Annotated in this window: 18 protein-coding genes; 6 read left to right on the forward strand and 12 right to left on the reverse strand. The window is 68.1% G+C overall.

Going from position 1 to position 19,609, the window contains the following annotated elements:
* The first annotated feature begins 60 nt into the window (after nt 1-60).
* A complete protein-coding gene (locus AC5Y5B_RS19400) occupies nt 61-1,674 on the forward strand; it encodes a DHA2 family efflux MFS transporter permease subunit (protein ID WP_112633850.1) in 1,614 nt (537 codons plus the stop codon).
* Nucleotides 1,675-1,686: 12 nt separating this feature from the next.
* On the opposite strand, the gene AC5Y5B_RS19405 is transcribed toward AC5Y5B_RS19400, so the two are convergent.
* Nucleotides 1,687-3,810 (reverse strand): S9 family peptidase, encoded by a 2,124-nt coding sequence (locus AC5Y5B_RS19405; RefSeq protein WP_112633849.1) that lies wholly within the window; start codon nt 3,808-3,810, stop codon nt 1,687-1,689.
* On the reverse strand, nt 3,807-4,697 hold the full coding sequence (locus AC5Y5B_RS19410) for a phosphoribosylaminoimidazolesuccinocarboxamide synthase (protein WP_112633848.1): 891 nt from the start codon (nt 4,695-4,697) through the stop codon (nt 3,807-3,809). The genes AC5Y5B_RS19405 and AC5Y5B_RS19410 overlap by 4 nt, the downstream gene beginning before the upstream one ends.
* A 52-nt stretch (nt 4,698-4,749) precedes the next feature.
* On the opposite strand from AC5Y5B_RS19410, the gene AC5Y5B_RS19415 reads away from it, so the two are divergent.
* Complete coding sequence (locus AC5Y5B_RS19415) at nt 4,750-5,370, forward strand: hypothetical protein (RefSeq protein WP_112633847.1); 621 nt, start codon at nt 4,750-4,752, stop codon at nt 5,368-5,370.
* On the opposite strand, the gene AC5Y5B_RS19420 is transcribed toward AC5Y5B_RS19415, so the two are convergent.
* The 3 genes from AC5Y5B_RS19420 to purB are packed head-to-tail and all read right to left on the reverse strand — an operon-like array spanning nt 5,335 to nt 9,025.
* Complete coding sequence (locus AC5Y5B_RS19420; protein ID WP_112633846.1) at nt 5,335-6,357, reverse strand: tellurite resistance/C4-dicarboxylate transporter family protein; 1,023 nt, start codon at nt 6,355-6,357, stop codon at nt 5,335-5,337. The genes AC5Y5B_RS19415 and AC5Y5B_RS19420 overlap by 36 nt on opposite strands.
* Entirely contained in the window at nt 6,354-7,610 is a 1,257-nt protein-coding gene (locus AC5Y5B_RS19425) for a cytochrome P450 (RefSeq protein ID WP_112633845.1), read from the reverse strand. Before AC5Y5B_RS19425 ends, AC5Y5B_RS19420 begins: the two co-directional genes overlap by 4 nt.
* Nucleotides 7,607-9,025 (reverse strand): adenylosuccinate lyase, encoded by a 1,419-nt coding sequence (purB, locus tag AC5Y5B_RS19430; RefSeq protein ID WP_112633844.1) that lies wholly within the window; start codon nt 9,023-9,025, stop codon nt 7,607-7,609. The genes AC5Y5B_RS19425 and purB overlap by 4 nt, the downstream gene beginning before the upstream one ends.
* Before the next feature lie 49 nt (nt 9,026-9,074).
* On the opposite strand from purB, the gene AC5Y5B_RS19435 reads away from it, so the two are divergent.
* Nucleotides 9,075-9,821, forward strand: coding sequence for a DUF429 domain-containing protein (locus AC5Y5B_RS19435; protein ID WP_112633843.1), 747 nt, complete (start codon nt 9,075-9,077; stop codon nt 9,819-9,821).
* A 7-nt stretch (nt 9,822-9,828) separates the two neighbouring features.
* On the opposite strand, the gene AC5Y5B_RS19440 is transcribed toward AC5Y5B_RS19435, so the two are convergent.
* A complete protein-coding gene (locus AC5Y5B_RS19440) occupies nt 9,829-10,446 on the reverse strand; it encodes a TetR/AcrR family transcriptional regulator (protein ID WP_430919403.1) in 618 nt (205 codons plus the stop codon).
* A 61-nt stretch (nt 10,447-10,507) separates the two neighbouring features.
* Here AC5Y5B_RS19440 and AC5Y5B_RS19445 point away from each other — a divergent pair, with 61 nt between their 5' ends.
* Nucleotides 10,508-11,425: an alpha/beta hydrolase-fold protein gene (locus AC5Y5B_RS19445; RefSeq protein WP_112633876.1), complete on the forward strand. Its 918-nt coding sequence runs from the start codon at nt 10,508-10,510 to the stop codon at nt 11,423-11,425.
* Between the two features lie 39 nt (nt 11,426-11,464).
* Nucleotides 11,465-13,048, forward strand: a complete 1,584-nt coding sequence (locus tag AC5Y5B_RS19450; RefSeq protein WP_112633842.1) for a gamma-glutamyltransferase family protein — start codon at nt 11,465-11,467, stop codon at nt 13,046-13,048.
* Nucleotides 13,049-13,055: 7 nt separating this feature from the next.
* On the opposite strand, the gene purD is transcribed toward AC5Y5B_RS19450, so the two are convergent.
* Both purD and AC5Y5B_RS19460 read right to left on the reverse strand, forming a co-directional pair.
* Nucleotides 13,056-14,324: a phosphoribosylamine--glycine ligase gene (purD, locus tag AC5Y5B_RS19455; RefSeq protein ID WP_112633841.1), complete on the reverse strand. Its 1,269-nt coding sequence runs from the start codon at nt 14,322-14,324 to the stop codon at nt 13,056-13,058.
* Between the two features lie 50 nt (nt 14,325-14,374).
* On the reverse strand, nt 14,375-14,782 hold the full coding sequence (locus AC5Y5B_RS19460) for a MarR family winged helix-turn-helix transcriptional regulator (RefSeq protein WP_112633840.1): 408 nt from the start codon (nt 14,780-14,782) through the stop codon (nt 14,375-14,377).
* Between the two features lie 74 nt (nt 14,783-14,856).
* On the opposite strand from AC5Y5B_RS19460, the gene AC5Y5B_RS19465 reads away from it, so the two are divergent.
* Nucleotides 14,857-15,951 carry an aldo/keto reductase gene (locus AC5Y5B_RS19465; RefSeq protein ID WP_112633839.1) on the forward strand — a complete coding sequence of 365 codons (1,095 nt, stop codon included), beginning with the start codon at nt 14,857-14,859 and terminating at the stop codon, nt 15,949-15,951.
* A gap of 10 nt (nt 15,952-15,961) precedes the next feature.
* Here AC5Y5B_RS19465 and AC5Y5B_RS19470 read toward each other — a convergent pair whose 3' ends face one another.
* Genes AC5Y5B_RS19470 through AC5Y5B_RS19485 form a run of 4 tightly spaced genes read right to left on the reverse strand, consistent with a single transcriptional unit; the run spans nt 15,962 to nt 19,504 of the window.
* Nucleotides 15,962-16,399, reverse strand: a complete 438-nt coding sequence (locus AC5Y5B_RS19470; RefSeq protein WP_112633838.1) for a carboxymuconolactone decarboxylase family protein — start codon at nt 16,397-16,399, stop codon at nt 15,962-15,964.
* Complete coding sequence (locus AC5Y5B_RS19475) at nt 16,399-17,259, reverse strand: NAD(P)-dependent oxidoreductase (protein WP_112633837.1); 861 nt, start codon at nt 17,257-17,259, stop codon at nt 16,399-16,401. The genes AC5Y5B_RS19470 and AC5Y5B_RS19475 overlap by 1 nt, the downstream gene beginning before the upstream one ends.
* On the reverse strand, nt 17,256-18,005 hold the full coding sequence (locus tag AC5Y5B_RS19480) for an SDR family oxidoreductase (protein ID WP_112633875.1): 750 nt from the start codon (nt 18,003-18,005) through the stop codon (nt 17,256-17,258). The genes AC5Y5B_RS19475 and AC5Y5B_RS19480 overlap by 4 nt, the downstream gene beginning before the upstream one ends.
* Before the next feature lie 29 nt (nt 18,006-18,034).
* Complete coding sequence (locus tag AC5Y5B_RS19485) at nt 18,035-19,504, reverse strand: aldehyde dehydrogenase (RefSeq protein WP_112633836.1); 1,470 nt, start codon at nt 19,502-19,504, stop codon at nt 18,035-18,037.
* Nucleotides 19,505-19,609: the final 105 nt, after the last annotated feature.

Raw genomic sequence — 19,609 nt, forward strand, 5'->3', positions numbered from 1 at the left:
ACACGCGTGCTAATAGGCGAATACGCGTAAAAACGCTTCAGCCGGGGCAACCCTGTGGATATGCTCAGCGGCGCCATGCAGAAGACCCGTTCCGCAAGCTTCAACGTCCCGTTGCCGACCGCTCCGGGACCCTCGCTGCGCGCCGACGAATATCCCGACAAGCTGGACGCGGCGCTGTTCCGGATCGCCGGGGTGTGCGGACTGGCCTGCATCATGGCGGTGCTCGACAGCACCGTCGTCGCCGTCGCGCAACGCACCTTCATCGCGCAGTTCGGGTCCACCCAGGCCGTCGTCTCGTGGACGATCGCCGGCTACATGCTCGCGTTCGCCACCGTGATCCCGGTTACCGGATGGGCGGCGGATCGGTTCGGCACCAAACGACTCTTCATGGGTTCGGTGCTGATCTTCACGGTGGGATCGCTGCTGTGCGCGATCGCGCCGAACATCTTGCTGCTCATCCTGTTCCGGGTGGTCCAGGGCATCGGCGGCGGCATGCTGCTGCCGCTCAGCTTCGTCATCCTGACGCGCGAGGCGGGACCGAAACGGGTCGGTCGGCTGATGGCGGTGGGGGGAATCCCGATTCTGCTCGGCCCCATCGGTGGGCCGATCCTGGGCGGCTGGCTGATCGGCGCGTACGGCTGGAAATGGATCTTCCTGATCAACCTGCCGATCGGGCTGACGGCGTTCGCGCTCGCGGCGATCATGTTTCCGAAAGACCGCTCCGCCCCGTCGGAGGCCCTCGACATCACCGGCGCGCTGCTCCTCTCGCCCGGCGTGGCGATCTTTTTGTGCGGGGTGTGTTCCATCCCGGGACGACACACCATCGCCGATCGCTACGTGTTGGTGCCCGCGCTCGCCGGCCTGGGCCTGATCGCCGCGTTCATCCTGCATGCCTGGTATCGGACCGATCACCCCCTGATCGACCTGCGGCTGTTCCGCAACCCGGTGGTCACCCAGGTCAATGTCACGCTGCTGGTGTTCGGGGCCGCCTCGGTGGGCGTCGGCCTGCTCGTGCCCAGTTTCTTTCAGATCGTCGGGCACGAGACGCCGATGCAGTCGGGTCTGCACATGCTGCCGATCGGGATCGGTGCGGTGCTGACCATGCCGCTCGGCGGCGCCTTCATGGACAGACGCGGCCCCGGCAACATCGTGCTCATCGGCCTGCCGCTGATGGCGGTGGGCCTGGGCGTCTTCACCTACGGGGTCGCCAGCCAGGCCGCGTACTCACCGGTTCTGCTGACGGGCCTCGCGATCATGGGTCTGGGTATCGGCCTCACCACCACGCCGCTGTCCGCGGCGCTCATGCAGGCGCTGGCCCCGCATCAGGTCGCCCGCGGGACGACGCTGATCAGCGTCAACCAGCAGGTGGGCGGATCCATCGGGGCCGCGCTGATGGCGGTGATCCTGACCAACCAGTTCAATCGCAACGAGGCCCTGATGGCGGCGAACGAGATGGGCGGGGCCCGCCCCGGCGCCGGCAAGCGGGGCCTGCCGGTCGATCCCTCGGGCGTCCCGCAGCAGCAGCTCGCCCCCGACCTGGCCAGCCACGTGTCCCACCACTTGGCGCACGCCTACGCGGTGGTGTTCGTGCTGGCCGTCGTGCTGGTGGCGTTCACCATCGTCCCGGCGTCGTTCCTGCCCAAGAAGCCGCCGACCCCGCCGGTGGGCGACTAGCGCGAAAGTGGCCTACGCCGACGTCGGCGCGCCCGCGGCGGCCAACAGCCACGCGTATTGGAACGCCGCTTCCTCCCACGCCTTGTAGCGTCCGCTGACGCCGCCGTGCCCGGCGTTCATCTGGGTCTTCAACAGGACGGGGCTGCCGTCGCCGTTGGCGTGCCGCAGCGCCGCCACCCACTTGGCCGGCTCCACGTAATAGACCCTCGTATCGTTGAGCGACGTCATCGCCAAGATCGCCGGATACCGCTTGGCCGCCACGTTCTCATACGGCGAATAGGACTTCATGTAGGAGTAGACGTCCTTGTCCGCCAACGGGTTTCCCCATTCGTCCCACTCGGTGACGGTCAGCGGCAATGAGGGATCCAAGATGGTGGTCAGCGGGTCGACGAAGGGAACCTGCGCGAGAATTCCGGCGAAGAGCTCCGGCGCCAGGTTGGCCACCGCGCCCATCAGCAAACCACCGGCGCTGCCGCCCAACGCGACCAGTCGATCAGGCCGGGTGACGCCGCTGTCCACCAAATGCTTTGCGACGGCGACGAAGTCGGTGAACGTGTTCTTCTTCTCCATGAGCTTGCCGTGCTCGTACCACAGCCGGCCCATTTCGCCGCCGCCACGCACGTGAGCGATCGCGAACACCATGCCGCGATCCAGCAGCGACAACCGGGCGATGGAGAAGCTCGGGTCGGTGCACAGCTCGTAGGCGCCGTAGCCGTAAAGCAATGCCGGCGCCGGGAATTCGATATCGGCGCGGTGCACGATGGACACCGGGATCCGGGTTCCGTCGTCGGCAACGGCCCAGTCACGCCGTTCCACATAGTCCTCGGGCCGATAACCGCCGAGCACGGGTTGTTCGCGCAGCAGTGTGCGGTCACCCGTCGCGAGGTCGATGTCGTAGACACGCGCCGGAGTCACCAGGGATCCGGCCCTGATCCGCAGCTTGGGCGAGTCCCAGTTGGGATTACCGGCCAGCCCGGACGACATCAGCTCGGAGTCGAAGGAAATCTCCTCGGGCCGACCGTATGTGCCGTCGGCGTGGATGGGCCACAGCTGCAGCCGGGGCAGCGCTTCCCGCCGGTAGCCGACGACGAGGTGGCCGGCGAATGCGTCCACCCCGTCGAGCCGGACGTCGTCGCGGTGCGCGATCAGGGTGCGCTGCTGTGTCGGATCGCTGACCGGCGCCTCGGCGAGGGTGAAGTTGACTGCGCCGTCGTTGTGCAGGATCAAGAACCGGTCCTGGCCGCCGATGACCGCGTGTTCGACCGCGTACTCGACGCCCTCGCGGCGCGGCAGCACGACCGTGAACGATGCCTGCGGGTCGGCGGCATCGGCGTAGCGATACTCCGAGGTGATCGAGGATCCCGAGGCGATGAAAACATAGGCCTCGCTGCGCGTCAGACCCACACCCAGCCAATACTTTTCGTCGGCTTCGTGATACACCAGCTCGGGGTCCGCACCCGAGCCCACCCGATACCGCCACACTTTGTCGGGACGGTGGGCGGCATCCAGGGTCAGGTAGTACACGGTGCGGTTGTCGGCGGCCCAGGTCGCGCCCGCCCCGATGTCGGCGATCTCGTCGGTGTACAGCTCGCCGGTGCGTAAGTCCTTGAACCGCAACGTGTAACGCTCATCGCCGAGGGTGTCGACCGAATAGGCCAGCAGATTCCCATCCAGGCTCACCGTCGCGGCGCCCAGGGAGAAGAATTCGTGTCCCTCGGCCTCGGCATTGGAATCGAGCAGGACCTGCTCACCGGGGATCTCGGTGCCCTCGTCCAGGATCGGCGGGTCCCAGTCGCCGGATCCGCTTATCGGACAACGGCACTGGACGCGGTACTGCTTACCCTCATAGGTCCGCGCGTAGTACCACCACTGGCCCTGCCGGGTGGGCACCGACAGATCCGTCTCCTTGGTGCGCGCCTTGATCTCGGCGAAAATCTGCTGCCGCAGCGGCTCGAGGTGCGCGGTCATCCGATCGACGTAGTCGTTTTCCGCCTCGAGATGGGCGATGACTTCGGGGTTGGTCTTTTCGCGCAGCCACTCGTACGGGTCGATGAAGACGTCGCCGTGATGCTCGCGCCGACTCTCCACCCGCTTGGCGACCGGGGGCACCGCTCCCTCATGCAGCGTTTCGGTCATGCGCCGGGACCAATCCAGTCATCGAAGCTCCGGCCGGAAATGCGTTCGTAGGCCTCGATATAGCGATTACGGGTGGCCTCGATGATGTCGGCGGGCAGCGGCGGCGGGGGCTGCGAACCGTGGCGGTCCCAACCGGACTCGGGACCGGTCAGCCAGTTGCGGACGAACTGTTTGTCGAAGCTGTTCTGGACGACGCCGACCTGGTACTCGTCGGCCGGCCAGTACCGCGACGAATCCGGCGTGAAGATTTCGTCGGCCAGCAGCAGGTTGCCGTCGCGGTCGGTGCCGAACTCGAACTTGGTGTCCGCGATGATGATTCCCTTCCGGAGCGCGTGATCGGCGGCCTGAACGTAGATTTGTAGGGTGCGGTCACGGAGTTGGTTGGCGGGCACGGCACCGACCATCTCGATCACCCGCGCGAAGGAGATGTTCTCGTCGTGGTCGCCCAGCGCGGCTTTCGTCGCCGGGGTGAACAGCGGCTCGGCGAACCTGCTGGCTTCGACCAGCCCGGGCGGCAGGGTGATGCCGCAGACCTTTCCCGTCGCCTGGTAGTCCAGCAGTCCCGAGCCGGTGAGGTAGCCACGCGCCACGCATTCCACCGGAAGCATGTCGAGCTGACGCACCACCAGCGCGCGGCCCAGCACCTCGTCGGGGATGCGCGGATCGTCGGGCGGCCCGGCCAGATGGTTGGGGGCGTCGACGAGCCCGAAGAAGAAGACGCTCATCGCGGTGAGGATGCGCCCCTTGTCCGGGATGGTGCTGTCCAGGACGAAGTCGTAGGCCGAGATCCGGTCGGTGGCGACCAGCAGCAGGTGGTCGCCATCGACGCGGTACAGCTCGCGGACCTTGCCGCTGGCCAGATGCTCATAGTCGGACAGTGCAGGCATCCGGTCAGCCTAACGGGCACCCGCAAACGGGGTTTGTGCTGGGATCGGGGCTATGACACCGCGGTTTCTGCCCTACTCCACCAGGCCCGGCCGGCTGGCCATCCAGTTGTTCAGCGACCTCGCCGTCGTGGTGTGGACGCTGCTCTGGCTGCTCGTCGGGCTGGCCGTCTACGACGCCATCGCCACCATCGCCGACGCCGGCCGGCAGGTGGAGAGCGGCGCGAAGGGCATCGCGGGCAACCTGGAGTCCGCCGGCCACGGCGCCCAGCACATCCCGGTGGTGGGCGACGCGGTCAGCAAGCCGCTCAACTCGGCCAGCCACGCCGCGCTGGACATCGCGGGCGCGGGCCACGACCTGGACAGCGCGGCGAGCTGGCTCGCGGTGCTACTCGCGATGGCCGTCGTCGCGGTCCCGATCCTCATCGTGGTGCTGCCGTGGTTCTTTCTGCGGCTGCGCTTCTTTCGCCGCAAGCTGACGGTGACCGCGCTGGCCGCGACCCCGGCCGGGGCGCAATTGCTGGCGCTGCGCGCGCTGACCAACCGCCCGCCCCGCAAGTTGATCGCCGTCAGCGCGGATCCGGTCAGCGGGTGGCGCCGTGAGGATCCGGCCACCATCGGAGCCCTGGTCGCGCTCGAACTACGGTCGGCCGGCATCGCGTTGCGTGGGGGCTAGCAGCAGCGCCCGCGCCAGCATCAGCAGCCCGGCGACCACCACAATGAGCCACGCGGCCAACGCATCCCAGAAGAACACCAGCGACACGGTGAGCAGCGGGTGCTCGCGAAGCTCGACCGCCATGGCGAAGCTGGCCGCGGAGTACATGCCGAGCGGGAACACGAACGCCCACCACACACCGGTGAATTGCAGCATGTTGGGATGCCGCCGGATGCGGTGCAGCGCAAAGTAGATCAGCGGCGGTATCCACAGGGTGGCCGTCACCCAGGTCACGATGCTGACCGCGCGCACCGGGCCCGCCAGCCAGGCGGGGGCCACGGCGTGGATGGTGTCGCCGGCCAGCGTCGCAATCGCCATGCCGCCCATCAGGATCCAGGTGTCCGGTTCGAAGCCGTCGCGGTCCTGGCGCTCGTTGACCACCCGCCACATGGTCAGCCAGGTCATCAGGCCGTAGATGCACAGCGCCGCCACCCACCCGGCCACGGCCACCGCCAGCCACCAGTGATGGCCGGTCTGCCGGGCAGCCCGGGCGATCACGATCGCCAAGCCTGACGTTCCCACGCTGCCCAGCTGCCAGGGGCCGTGGGCCCGGTCGCGCAGCTCTGTCCACCGGTGCGCCAACATGTTTCGTGCGCTGATCAGGATCAGCGCCAGCCAGGCCGCCAGGGCGACCGCGCCGAGCACCCGCGCCACCCAGACCTTGGACGATAGGCGGGTGTCGATCACCGCGCAGGCGGCCACGAAGGTGATCAGGCGCAGGGTGACGTCGGGATCGGTCAGGTCCCACCGCAACCCCTGGCCGGGGATCGCGGCCTTCGCCAGGACCAGGGCAACCAGAAACACCAGCCCGAGCGTGGCGATGATGCCCATGGTGTCGCTGATCAACCGGTACCCGTGATCGTGCGCGCCGACCGACAAGATTCCCGTCGCCATCACCGCGGCGAACACATCCGGTGAGGGCTCGACATCGGCGAATCGGATCGTCACGGTTGTTCGTATAGCTCCACGACGAGGTGCCGAATGCCGGTGTGCCGGTTGCTGCGGGCCCATTCGACCGGCCGCACGACACGCACCCCGCCGAACCGGGACAGCAGCTCTTCGAACAGCACCCGCAGCTCCAGCCGGGCCAGATTCGCGCCCAAGCAATAATGCACACCCTGACCGAAGCCCAAGTGCGGGTTAGGCTTTCGGGCGATGTCGAATTCGTCGGCGCGCTCGAACACACCGGCGTCGCGATTCGCCGAGCCTTCCCAGATCTGTATCTTCTGGCCGGCCTCGATCGACTGCCCGCCCAGCGTGACGTCGCGGGTGGCGGTGCGGCGCTTCGAGGGTGACGGCGACGTCCACCGCACCATCTCCTCCACGGCCGTCGGCAGTGCGCCGAGATCGCCGCGCAGCGACTGCATTTGGTGCGGGTGGTGGGCCAGCGCCAGCAGGCCACCGGCGACCGCGTTGCGGGTGGTCTCCGCGCCGGCGCTGAACAAGAGACTGAAGAACAGGTACAGCTCGAGGTCGGACAGCGCCGATCCGTCTTCACCTTCGGCGTCATCGAGCATCGCGTTGGCCACCACCGACAACATGTCATCCGTGGGATTTGCGCGCTTGGCCGCGATCAGCTGTTGACCGTACTCATACATCCGCGATCCGGCCTCTTCGACCGAAAGCTGCGACAGGGACGCCTTTCGTGAACCACCGAAATCGAATTGGGGCTCGATGGCCTCGAACAACCAATGCCGTTCGGATTCGGGGACTCCCAGCAGGATGCAGATCATCTGCATGGGAAGCTCGGCGGCGATGTCGACGAGGAAGTCGAACGGCTCACCCGGGACCACCGCGTCGAGCAACCGGCGCGCGCGGGTCCGCAGGTCGTCCTCGACGAGACGGATCATTCGCGGTGTCAGGCCGGAGCTGACCAGTCGCCGAATCTGCGAATGCCGCGGATCGTCCATCATGTTGAGCACCTGACCGGCAATCGCCAGGTCCTGCAGCAGCGTCCCCCCATAGGGCCTGCTGCCGCCCGTGACGGATGAATAGGTCACCGGATCCTTAAGCACCTCAAGCGTTTCCGCGTAGGTTGCGACCGACCAGAAGCCTTCACCGTCGGGGGTGTTGTCGGTCGGTGAGTGCCAGTACACCGGCGCCTCTCGCCGATGGATGGCGAACAGCTCGTGCGGAAACCCGTTGGCGAAGTTGTCCAGATCGGTGAAGTCGATCTCCGCGAGCGCGCCGGCCAGCGTCACAGGATCGCACCCGGGGCGTACTTGGCCGCGTCCGGGTAGCGGTTCACCAGCGCGTCCACCTGCGCCGCCACCTCGTCCACCTGATCACCCGCGGCGCCGATGAAGGCCTTCTTGTCGGCCAGTGCCGCGTCCAGCGCCGCCCGGTCCAGCGGCAGCCGATCGTCGGCGGCCAGCCGGTCCAACAGGTCGGGCTCGGCTCCCTGCTCGCGCATGGCCAGCGCGGTTGCCACCGCGTGTTCGCGGATCACATGGTGGGCGGCCTCGCGGCCCACGCCGGCGCGCACCGCGGCGATCAACACCTTGGTGGTGGCCAAAAACGGCAGGTAGCGGTCCAGCTCGCGGCCGATCACCGCCGGATAGGCGCCGAACTCGTCGAGCACCGTCAAGAAGGTCTCGATCTGGCCGTCGATGGCAAAGAAGCTGTCCGGCAACGCGACTCGGCGCACCACCGAACAGAACACGTCGCCCTCGTTCCACTGTGCGCCCGCCAGTTCGGCGGCCATGGACGCGTAACCGCGCAGCACCACCTGCAACCCGTTGACCCGTTCGCAACTGCGCGTGTTCATCTTGTGCGGCATCGCCGACGAACCGACCTGCCCCGGCGCGAACCCCTCGGTGACGAGTTCATGGCCGGCCATCAGCCGGATGGTGTGCGCCAGCGACGACGGTCCGGCGCCCAGCTGCACCAGCGCGGAGAGCACGTCGTGGTCCAGCGAACGCGGATACACCTGGCCCACACTGGTCAATACCGTTGCGAATCCCAGGAATTCGGCGACGCGCCGCTCGAGTTCGGCGAGCTTGGCCGCGTCGCCGTCCAGCAGGTCGAGCATGTCCTGCGCGGTGCCCATCGGGCCCTTGATGCCGCGCAGCGGGTAACGGTCGATCAGCTCCCGCAGCCTGGTCAACGCGATCAGCGTCTCCTGCGCCGCCGAGGCGAACCTCTTGCCCAGCGTGGTGGCTTGCGCGGCGACGTTGTGGCTGCGTCCGGCCATCACCAGGTCGCGGTAGGCCACCGCGCGCTCGGCGAGCCGCGCCGCGACCGCCACGCCGTGGGCGAAGACCAGTTCCAGCGAGCGCTTGATCTGCAGTTGCTCCACGTTCTCGGTCAGGTCGCGACTGGTCATGCCCTTGTGCACGTGCTCGTGCCCGGCCAGCGCGTTGAATTCCTCGATGCGCGCCTTGACGTCGTGGCGCAGCACCCGTTCGCGGTCCGCGATCGAGGCCAGGTCGACGTCCTCGATCACCCGCTCGTAGTCGGCAATCGCCTCGGTAGGCACCGCCACGCCCAGTTCGGCCTGCGCGCGCAGCACCGCCAGCCACAGCCGGCGCTCGCCGATGACCTTGGCCTCCGGCGACCAGATCGCGACCATCTCGGCACTGGCGTACCGGGTGGCCAGCACATTCGGAATGCTCACTTGGTCCTCACGAACACACAGCTTACGGTCGCGGCCATAGCCTATGCGGATGTACTTCGCCGGCGTCGACCTCGCCTGGGCGGGTCGCAACCCGACCGGCGTCGCCGTCGTCGACTCCGGCGGCGCCCTGGTGGGCGTGTGCGCGGTCCGCGACGACGACGAGATCCTGGCCGCGCTGCACCCCTACGTGCAGGGCGAGTGCCTGGTCGCCTTCGATGCCCCCCTGGTGGTCACCAACCCGACCGGACAGCGTCCGGCCGAGACCGCGCTCAACCGCGATTTCCGCAGGTACGAGGCCGGAGCCCACCCCTGCAACACGGGTAAACCCGAATTCGTCAACGGCCCGCGCGCGGCCCGGCTGGCCGGGGCGCTCGGCCTGGACCTGGACCCGCGATCGCCGGCCGCCCGCCGCGCCATCGAGGTCTACCCCCACGCGGCCACCGTCGCGCTGTTCCGCCTGGAGCGCACCCTGAAATACAAGGCGAAGCCCGGACGCAGCGTCGAGCGGCTCAGATCCGAGCTGTCGCTGCTGATGGACGGCGTGGAGCGGCTGGAACGGGCGCCGGTGCCGCTGCGCGTGGCCGGGCACGACGGATGGATCGCGCTGCGCCTGGCCGTCGCGGCCGCGCGGCGCAAGAGCGAAATGCGCCGCGCCGAGGACCCCGTCGACGCCGTGGTCTGTGCCTATGTGGCGTTGTACGCGCAGCGCAGCCCCCAGGACGTGACGATCTACGGCGACCTCGACACCGGCTACATCGTGACGCCGTCGCCGCCGATGAATCGGAGCCGTGCGTGACAAGCGGTCAGATCTGCACGGGCCGCTGATCGATGGGCGCGAGCACCTCGATGAGATCGACCACCGCGCCCTGCGCCGCCGCGCGTGGGTCCCGGCCCTCCACCAGTGCCGACACCACGGAGCCATCGACCGCGCAGATCAACGTGCACACCAGCTCGATGCGCACCGACCGGCCCGAGCGCTCGATGGCCTCGGCCACCGCCTCGGCGCGCTGGCGCAGGCTCCGGCGCATGGTCTCGCGCAGCGCGGGCAGCCGGGTGCACGCGATGTGCCGTTCGTAGCGCGAGATCAGCTGATCGGTAAGACCCGGTCCGGACACGTCCCCGACGAGCAGATCGGCCAACACCTCGGCGATGGTCTCCGGTCCCCGGCGCCGGCGCGACATGGCGCTGACCCGCGACCGTAGCTGCGCCACCTCGATCATCGCGATGTGTTCGACGGCGCGTGCGATCAGATCGTCGAGAGACGAGAAGTAATAAGTGGTGGAGGCCAACGGCAATCCGGCCCGCCGCGCGACCGCCCGGTGTCGCACCGCTTCGAACCCGCCCTCGGCCAGCAGCTCGGCGGCGGCGCTGACGAGCGCATACCGTCGACGTTCTCCTTTTGGAGTAACCGCTGCAGTCACGAGTAGCCATCGTGCCAGCCAAAGTGGTACTGCATTGCCATTTCGGCCAAACGGCCGGGGCATAATGGCCCGCATGCCCGACTTGAGCCGACGCGCCCTGCTCGGCCTCGGCGCCAGCGCGGCCCTCGGGGCGGTCGGCGCCTACGGGCTCGACATCCTGTTAGAGCCCCGCACATCTCACGCCATGCCGGCATCGACGGCCGGCACCCGGATGCCGTTGGCCCCGCCGCCCAGCCCACCCCGCGATCCGGCTCCGCCGGCGGCGCCCGCCCCCACCATGGTGACCGGTTCCTTCGCTTCCGCGGCCCGCGGCGGGGCCAACACCAACTGGGCCATCGCGCGCCCTCCGGGCCAGACCAAGCCGCTGCGACCGGTGATCGCGCTGCACGGCAAGGGCAGTGACGCGTCCACCGTGATGGCCGGCGGCGTCGAGCACGGTCTGGCGCAGGCCGTCGACGCCGGACTACCGCCGTTCGCGGTGGTCGCCGTCGACGGCGGCGGTGGGTATTGGCACAAGCGGTCTTCCGGGGAGGACAGCGGCGCCATGGTGCTCGACGAGCTCATCCCGATGCTGGGCAATCAGAATCTGGACACCTCGCGGGTGGCGTTCTTGGGGTGGTCGATGGGCGGCTACGGTGCCCTGCTGCTCGGTGGCCGGCTGGGACCGGCCCGCACCGCGGCGATCTGCGCGGTGAGCCCGGCCCTGTGGATGTCCTCGGGTGCGGCCGCGCCGGGAGCGTTCGACGGACCGGATGATTTCGCCGCGAACTCGGTGTTCGGCATGCCCGCCCTGGCCTCGATCCCCATCCGAATCGATTGCGGCGACAGCGATCCGTTTTACTCCGCGACAAAGCAATTCATCGCGCAGCTGCCCAATCCGCCGGCCGGTGGCTTCTCGCCCGGCGGGCACGACGGCGCTTTCTGGAGCTCGCAGTTGCCCGCCGAGCTGACCTGGATGGCGCCGCTGCTGACGGCGTGAGGGCACCTCGAGCGTCACGCCGGCGTTACGCTCGGGGAGGTGACCGCACCTTTCGACTGGACCTTCCCGTACGCCTGGCCACGCAAGCCCATCCTGGCGGAAAACGTTGTGTGCACATCGCAACCGCTGGCCGCCCAGGCGGGGCTGCGGATGCTCGCGCAAGGCGGCAGCGCGGTCGATGCGGCCATCGCCACGGCCATCACGCTGACGATCGTGGAGCCGGTATCCAACGGCATCGGTTCGGACGCCTTCGCCATCGTGTGGGACGGCAGGCAACTGCACGGCCTGAACGCCTCCGGCCGGTCGCCGGCGGCCTGGACACCGGAATACTTCGGCGGGGCCGCCGTTCCGATCCTCGGCTGGAATTCGGTGACCGTGCCCGGCGCGGTGTCGGCGTGGACCGAACTGCACGCCAAGTTCGGCAAGCTGCCGTTCGAGCGGCTGTTCGAACCGGCAATAGCCTACGGGCGCAACGGCTTTCTGGTATCACCGACGGTCGCCGAGCAGTGGGCGGCCCAAGTGCCGCTCTTCCGGGACCAGCCCGGTTTCGCCCAGGCGTTTCTGCCGGGCGGGCGGGCACCGAAACCCGGCGAGCGATTCAGCCTGCCGGATCATGCCGCGACGCTCGAGACGATCGCGGCGACCAACGGTGAGGCGTTCTACCGCGGTGAACTGGCGGCCAAGCTCGAGGCGCACGCGTTGTCGCACGGCGGGGCCCTGCGGGCCGGGGATCTGGCGGCCCACCGTGCCGACTGGGTGGGCACGGTCGACGGCGGCTACCGCGGTTACACCGTGCACGAGATCCCACCCAACGGGCAGGGCATCGTCGCGCTGATCGCTTTGGGCATCCTGGAACACTTCGACTTGGCCGCCCTGCCAGCCGATTCCGCCGACAGCGTGCACCTGCAGATCGAGGCGGTGAAGCTGGCCTTCGCCGACGCCCAGGCCTATGTCGCCGACATCGAGCACATGCCGCTAGGTCCGGAACGCCTGTTGGACAAGGAGTATCTGAAGCAGCGCGCGGCACTGATCGACCGCGCACGCGCCAAGCCGGCGTCCGCCGGCGCGCCGGCGGACGGAACCGTCTACCTGACCGCCGCCGACGCCGCGGGGATGATGGTGTCGATGATCCAGTCGAACTACATGGGGTTCGGTTCGGGCGTGGTGGTGCCGGGCACCGGGATCTCCCTGCAGAACCGCGGCGCGAATTTCGCTGCCGCTCAGGGACATCCGAATGCCGTGGGACCGAACAAGCGCCCCTACCACACCATCATCCCGGGGTTTGTGACCAAAGACGGCGAACCGGTCATGAGCTTCGGCGTGATGGGCGGATTGATGCAGCCCCAGGGTCACGTGCAGGTGATGGTGCGCATCGCCGACCACGGGCAGAACCCACAGGCGGCATGCGACGGCCCGCGGTTCCGGTGGGTGGAGGGCATGCAGGTGAGCTGCGAAACGGGGCTCCCCGCAGCAACACTCGACGAGTTGCGCCGCCGCGGGCACGACCTGGTTGCCGTCGACGACTACAATCAATTCGGCAGCTGCCAGGCGATCTGGCGTCTCGATGGCGGCTATGTCGCCGCCAGCGACCCGCGACGGGACGGTCAGGCCCTGGGATTTTGAGGGCCTTCTAGACGCGGATCTTCCCGTCAGCGGCCAGCTGGGCGATGTCGCTGCGGAAATGACTGCCCGGCAGCCGAATTGAATGCACCACCTCGTAAGCCCTGGTCCGCGCGGCGGCCAGGTCGGCGCCGGTGCCCACCACCGACAGCACCCGCCCACCCGAGGACACGATTTCGCCGTCAGCGCGCCGGGCCGTCCCGGCGTGCAGCACCCCATCGGCTTCCGAGCCGACGATGACGTCTCCGACGCGGGGACGGCCGGGATAGCTTTCCGCCGCCACCACCACCGTCACGGCGGCACCGTCATGCCAGCGCAACTCGCCGAAGTCCGCCAAGGTGCCGCTGCCCGCCGCGTACAGCAGCTGGCCGAGCGGCGATTCCAGCAGCGCCAGCACCGCCTGCGTCTCGGGATCGCCGAAGCGACAATTGAATTCGACCACGGCGGGCCCGTTCGCCGTGATCGCGAGCCCGGCGTACAGCAATCCGCTGAAGGAGCTGCCCCGCGCAACCATCTCGGCCGCAACGGGTTCGACGATGTTGCTGACCACGTCGCGGTACACCTCGTCGGGCAGCCACGGCACCGGCGCGTAGGCGCCCATGCCCCCGGTATTGGGTCCGCTGTCCCCGTCACCGACGCGCTTGAAATCCTGCGCCGGCAGTAACGGCACCACGGTTTCGCCGTCGACCACGCAGAACAGCGACACCTCCGGGCCGTCCAGATAGGACTCCAGCAGCACCGGGTGTCCCGCCTCGAGGAGCCCGGCGGCGTGCGCGCGCGCGACAGCGCGATCCGCGGTGACCACCACGCCCTTGCCCGCGGCCAGGCGGTCGTCCTTCACCACCCAGGCCGCGTCGCCCGCCGGCGGGCCGAACCGCTGCAGGGCGGCGTCTAAATGTGCCGGGGTATCGACGATTTCGCTGGTTGCGGTGCGCACCCCGGCCGCGGCCATGATCTCCTTGGCGAAAGCCTTGGAGCCCTCGATGCGAGCCGCGTCCTTGCTGGGACCGAAGCAGACGATCCCGGCGGCCCGCACCGCGTCGGCCACCCCGAGGACCAGCGGCACCTCGGGACCGATGACGACCAGGTCGGCGCGGACCTCGCGCGCCAGGGCCACGACGTCGTCGGCCGAGGTGACGTCGACGTCGTGCTGGTCGGCCAGCCGCGCGGTGCCGGCGTTGCCGGGGGCGATCGCCAGCCCCGTGACCTCGGGGTCTTTGCGAAGCGCCAGCAGCAACGCATGCTCACGGGCACCGGAACCAATCACCAGGACGCGCACGACACGTCAGACTAGCCCGGTCAAACGGCTCCCGCCCACCGTCCCCACGTTCAAAGGATTTTCTCCAGCAGCGCCCTGAGGTCGTTGCGCTGCGCGGCGGTGAGGCGGCCGAGGCGCTTGTCGAACTCGCCGGAGAGCAGGGTCAGGCCCTTCCTGACCGCCTGGCGTCCGGCCGGGGTGAGCAGCAGCCGGTGCCGGCGCAGATCGCACGGATCGATCTCGCGTCGCACGAAGCCCGCCGCCTCGAGGCGTTTCAGGTACAGCGTCACCGTCGCCTTGGGCATGCTCAGCGTCGCGGCCAGCTCGGCCGGATAGGGATGCTCGTCGATCTCGGCGAGCAGAAACAGCTCCTTGGACTCGAGGCCCAGCGCGCAGATATCAGCCTCGGCGCACGAGATGACCGAGAGCAGCACCCGGTAGTTCAGTGACCAGATCTTGGCCGCATCGACTGCAGACATCCGACTTGCCAGATCGTTCAGCTATGAACTAGTTTTGTTATGAACAACCTCATAGCCGAACAATCTACCAGGGAGTGGGCCTCATGCCGCTGGATCAATACGTGACACTCGGGCGGTCCGGTCTGCGCGTCAGCCCTTTGTGCCTGGGCGCGATGACGTTCGGCGAAGACCTCGGCTGGGGCACCAGTGTGGAGGAGTCCCAACAGATCATCGACCGCTACCTCGAACTTGGCGGCAACTTCATCGACACCGCCAACTTCTACACGCGAAGCCACTCCGAGAAGATCATCGGTGACCACATCGGGCGCCACCCCGCCCGCCGCGATCGGCTGGCGATCGCGACCAAGTTCAGCGGCAACCTGTATCCGGGTGATCCCAACGGCGGCGGTTCGGGCCGCAAGTCGCTGATCAACGCCTGCGAAAACTCGTTGCGGCGCTTGCAAACCGACTACATCGACCTGTACTGGCTGCACATCTGGGATGCGAACACCCCCATCGAGGAGACCATGGCTGCGCTCGAGGACCTGGTTCGGGCCGGCAAGGTGCGCTACATCGGGGTTTCGGACACCCCGGCGTGGAAGATCGCGCAGGCCAACCTGATCGCCGATTTCCGCGGCTGGTCGTCGTTCGTCGGGCTGCAGGTCGAGTACTCGCTGCTGGAGCGCGCCATCGAACAGGACCTCGTCCCGATGGCCTCCGAATTCGGCCTCGGCATTACGCCATGGTCGCCGCTGAAGAGCGGCGTCCTCAGCGGCAAGTACACCCGCGCCAACAGCGGCCGGCACAACGCCGACCGCGGCGCGATGGTCGACGCCTTTCTCAACGAAAAGACCTACGCCGTCATCGACGAACTCGAGGCCATCGCGACAGCGCACGACACCACCGTCGCCAGCGTGGCGCTGGCCTGGGTGCGTGCCCAGCGCGCCGTGTCGTCGGTCATCATCGGGGCGCGCAGGCTCTCCCAGCTCGAGGACAACGTCCGGGCCGTGGACGTGACGCTCGGCGCCGACGAGCTGGCCCGGCTGGACGCGCTGACCACACCGAGGTTCGGGTTCCCGCACAACATGCTGGAAATGGCGCCGGGCATCATCAATGGCGGCACGACTGTCAACGGGGTCGCCGCACCGATCTCCGAATACGTGATGCCCGAAGGCGTTCAGCCGTACTGAGGTTGGTGGATCAGTCGCCCTTGTCGCCCGAGTGCATCTTCAGCGCGGCGTCGACATTGCCCTTCTTGTCCTCCCCGGCGCCCTTCGCCGCGGCCTTCTTGCGTTTGGCCACGACGGCGTCGACGGCGCCGTTGAGCGCCGAACCCAGCGGGAAGCCCAGGTAATGGGTGAGGAAGACCGCCATCTCCTTGAGTTCGGTCTCGGTGAGCTCGCCGTTGAGAAGCGCGGCGTTGATCTGGATCTCGGCCAGGTCGCGGTTGCCGATCGCGGTCACCGCGGTCAGCGTCATGATGCGCTTGTCGCGCATCGACAATCCCGGTCGCGTCCAGATGCTGCCGAACAGGTGGTCTACGGTCAGGTCGAAGTACGGGTCGCCTTCGATGTTGGGCATCTCCCAGCCGTAGACCTCGTTCATCTTCGCGAGGCCCTTGCTGCGCAGCTCGTCCATCACGCCTCTTCCTGTGTGTGTGGCACCCCGAGGCCCGCGGCCAACCGCTGGTAGGCCAACTGGGCAAGCGGTAAATCGACCGACACCGACTCGCCGAGAGCCAACGCCAGGCTCAGGTCCTTCTCCCCCAGTTCGCGAGCGTGCAGGAAGGACTGATACAGAAAATTGTCCGGCTCAAGGTCTTTCATGTTGTCGCGGACGATGATCGCTCCTGGGCCGCTGGTGAGCGCGTCGGTATGGCGCACCACCCGGCCCAGCGCCTGCAGATCCAAGCCGGCGGCCTCGGCGAGTTTCATGGCCTCGCACGCCGCGGCGTACGAGGTGAACGTCAACATGTTGCGGGCCAGCTTCATTCGGGTCCCCGCCCCCGGCTCACCGGCGTGGATGACCACCGCTGCCCAATGTTTGAAGGCCGGCTTGATCCGCTCGTACACCTCGCGCTCGGCGCCCACCATGGTGGCCAGCTCGCCCTTCGCCGCGGCGGCCGCCCCACCGCTGACCGGCGCGTCGACGATATGAACGCCGCGCGGCTTGTGCTCGGCCGCGAGCTCGACCGCCGTGGTGTCGCTGATCGTCGAGTGGATCGCGATGACGGTGCCCGGCTTGGCGTGCGCCGCCAGTTCACCGACCACCTCCCGCACCTGGGCGTCGTTCAGCACGGTGATGTGGATGATGTCGGCGGCGGCGACGTCGGCAACGCTGTCGGCCAGGCTCGCGCCCCTTTCGGCCAGCGGGGTCATCGCCTCGGTCCGGATGTCGTAAACCGTTACCCCACCGGGCCATTCGGTCATCTTGGTGGCCATCGGCGCGCCCATGTTACCGAGGCCGATGTATCCGAGGCGCGCGTGCTGTTGGCTCATGACCGGATTATCTGTCCGCCGTCGACGTTGAAGATCTGTCCGGTGATCCACGAGGCCTCGTCGGAAAGCAGGAACAGACACATGCCGACCAGGTCCTCGGGCGTGCCCATCCGCGACAGCGGTAGGCCCTTGACGATGTCGTCGACCATCTCCTTCGGGGTGGTGGTCCGATTGGCCTCGGTGTCGATGGGGCCGGGGGCGATCGCGTTGATCCGGATCTTCTGGCCGCCCAGTTCGCGGGACAGTTGCTGGGTCAGGCCGTTGAGCCCGACCTTGGCCAGGGCGTAGTAGTTCGCGTAAAGCCAGGCGGCGGTGGATGATTGGTTGACGATCGCGCCGCCGCCGCGCTTGGCCATCTTCTTGTACACCGCACGGGTGCACCACAGAGCGCCGTCGAGGTTCACGCTCATGAACTTGCGGTAGTACTCCGGGTCGATGGTGAGCAGGAAGTCCAGCTTCATGCCGCCGAAGATCGCGGCGTTGTTGACGAGGTAGTCGATGCCGCCGAATTCCGCGAACGTGCGGTCGGCCATCTCCTTGGCCGACGCGGGGTCGGACACGTCGACCGGAATGCTGATGGCCGTTCCGCCGTCGGCGACGATCTGTTTGGCGACCGCGTCGGCGGCCTCGGCGTTGATGTCGGCGACCACCACCGCCGCGCCCTCGCGGGCCAGCGCCTCGGCGTACGCCTGCCCGATGCCGCCACCGGACCCGGTGACGATGCCGACTTTGTTCTCGAATCGCATGTTTTCCTTTCGGTCGCCCCGTGGCGCGGTCACTGCACCGCGGTGGCGATGGTTTTGATTTCCAGGTATTCCTCGAAGCCGGCCACGCCCATTTCGCGCCCGTTGCCGGATTGCTTGTATCCACCGAACGGCGCGTCGGCGGAGTACCAGACACCACCGTTGACATTGACGGTGCCCACCCGCATCCGCGACGCGAAGTTGGCAGCGCGCTCCGGGTCGGCGCTGAAGACGGTGCCGGACAAGCCATATGGCGAGTCGTTGGCGATGCGCAGCGCGTCGTCCTCGCCGTCGTAGGCGATCACGGTGAGCACCGGTCCGAAGATCTCCTCACGGGCGGGCCGGGCGTCGTTGGTCAGGCCCGCGATGACGGTCGGTTCGATGAAGAAGCCGCGGTCCCTGTCCGCCGGACGCCCGCCACCGCAGGCGAACGTCCCGCCCTCGGCGATCGCCAGATCGAGGTAGCTTTGCACCCGCTCCCGCTGCCGCGCGGAAATCACCGGCCCGCAAACGGTTCCGGCGTCGTTGGGGTCGCCGGGCTTGATCGAGCCCATGGTGCCCGCCGCGATGGCGACGGCCTCGTCGTAGCGGGCCCGCGGCACCAGCAGCCGGGTGGTGATGGCGCAGCCCTGCCCGGCGTGCATGGCCGCGGTGAACGCCGACACCGAGCATGCCCCGCCCAGGTCGGCGTCGTCGAGAACCACGAACGCCGACTTGCCGCCGAGCTCCAGAAACACCCGCTTGATGGTGGCGGCGGCGTCGCCCATGACGCTGCGACCGGTGGCGGTCGAGCCGGTGAACGAAACCATATCCACCCGAGGGTCTTTCGAGAGCAGCGCCCCGACTCGGTGATCGTCGGACGTGATGATGTTGACGACGCCGGGCGGAAAGTCGGTGTGTTCGGCGATGATTTCGCCGAGCACCGCCGCGCACCAGGGTGTGTCCGGCGCGGGCTTGAGCACCACGGTGTTGCCGGCGGCCAGCGCGGGTCCCAGTTTGGCGAGGTTGATCTGGTGCGGAAAGTTCCACGGCGTGATGGCGCCGACGACGCCGACGGCTTCGCGCGCGATCGTGCGCCGGGTCGGGATGCCCATCGGGGATGCCTGGCCGAGGTCGCAGTTCCACTCGTAGGACTCCGCGGTGTCGGCGGCGAAGCTCAGGTCAGCGACCGGTCCCTCCAATTGGGCGGCCGAGGTGAGCATCCGCGGGGCGCCGACCTCGGCGATGGTGATGTCGCGCAATTCTTCGATGTGCTCGCGCATCGCATCGCGCAGCTGGCGGATGCACCGCACCCGCAATTCGGTGTTGCGCGACCAGTCCGTCTCGTCGAAGGCGCGCCGCGCGGCGTCAATGGCACGGTCCATGTCGGTGGCGTCCGCATTGGCGGCGACGCCCAGCATTTCCTCGGTCGCCGGGTTCACCGTCGCGAAGTTGCCGGCGCCGCCGGGCGACAGCTTGCCGTCGATGAACAGTTCACTCACGCCGTCGGCCAACAAGGCCATCTCCCGCTCCCGTCTTTGCGCGGCCAACCCGGCACGCCAATCTAGTGGACAGTTGTCCGATATAGTCCGATCGAACCATAGCCGCCAGGGCGTCGGCGGTGCAAG

Source organism: Mycobacterium sp. NGS33, from assembly GCF_059812885.1.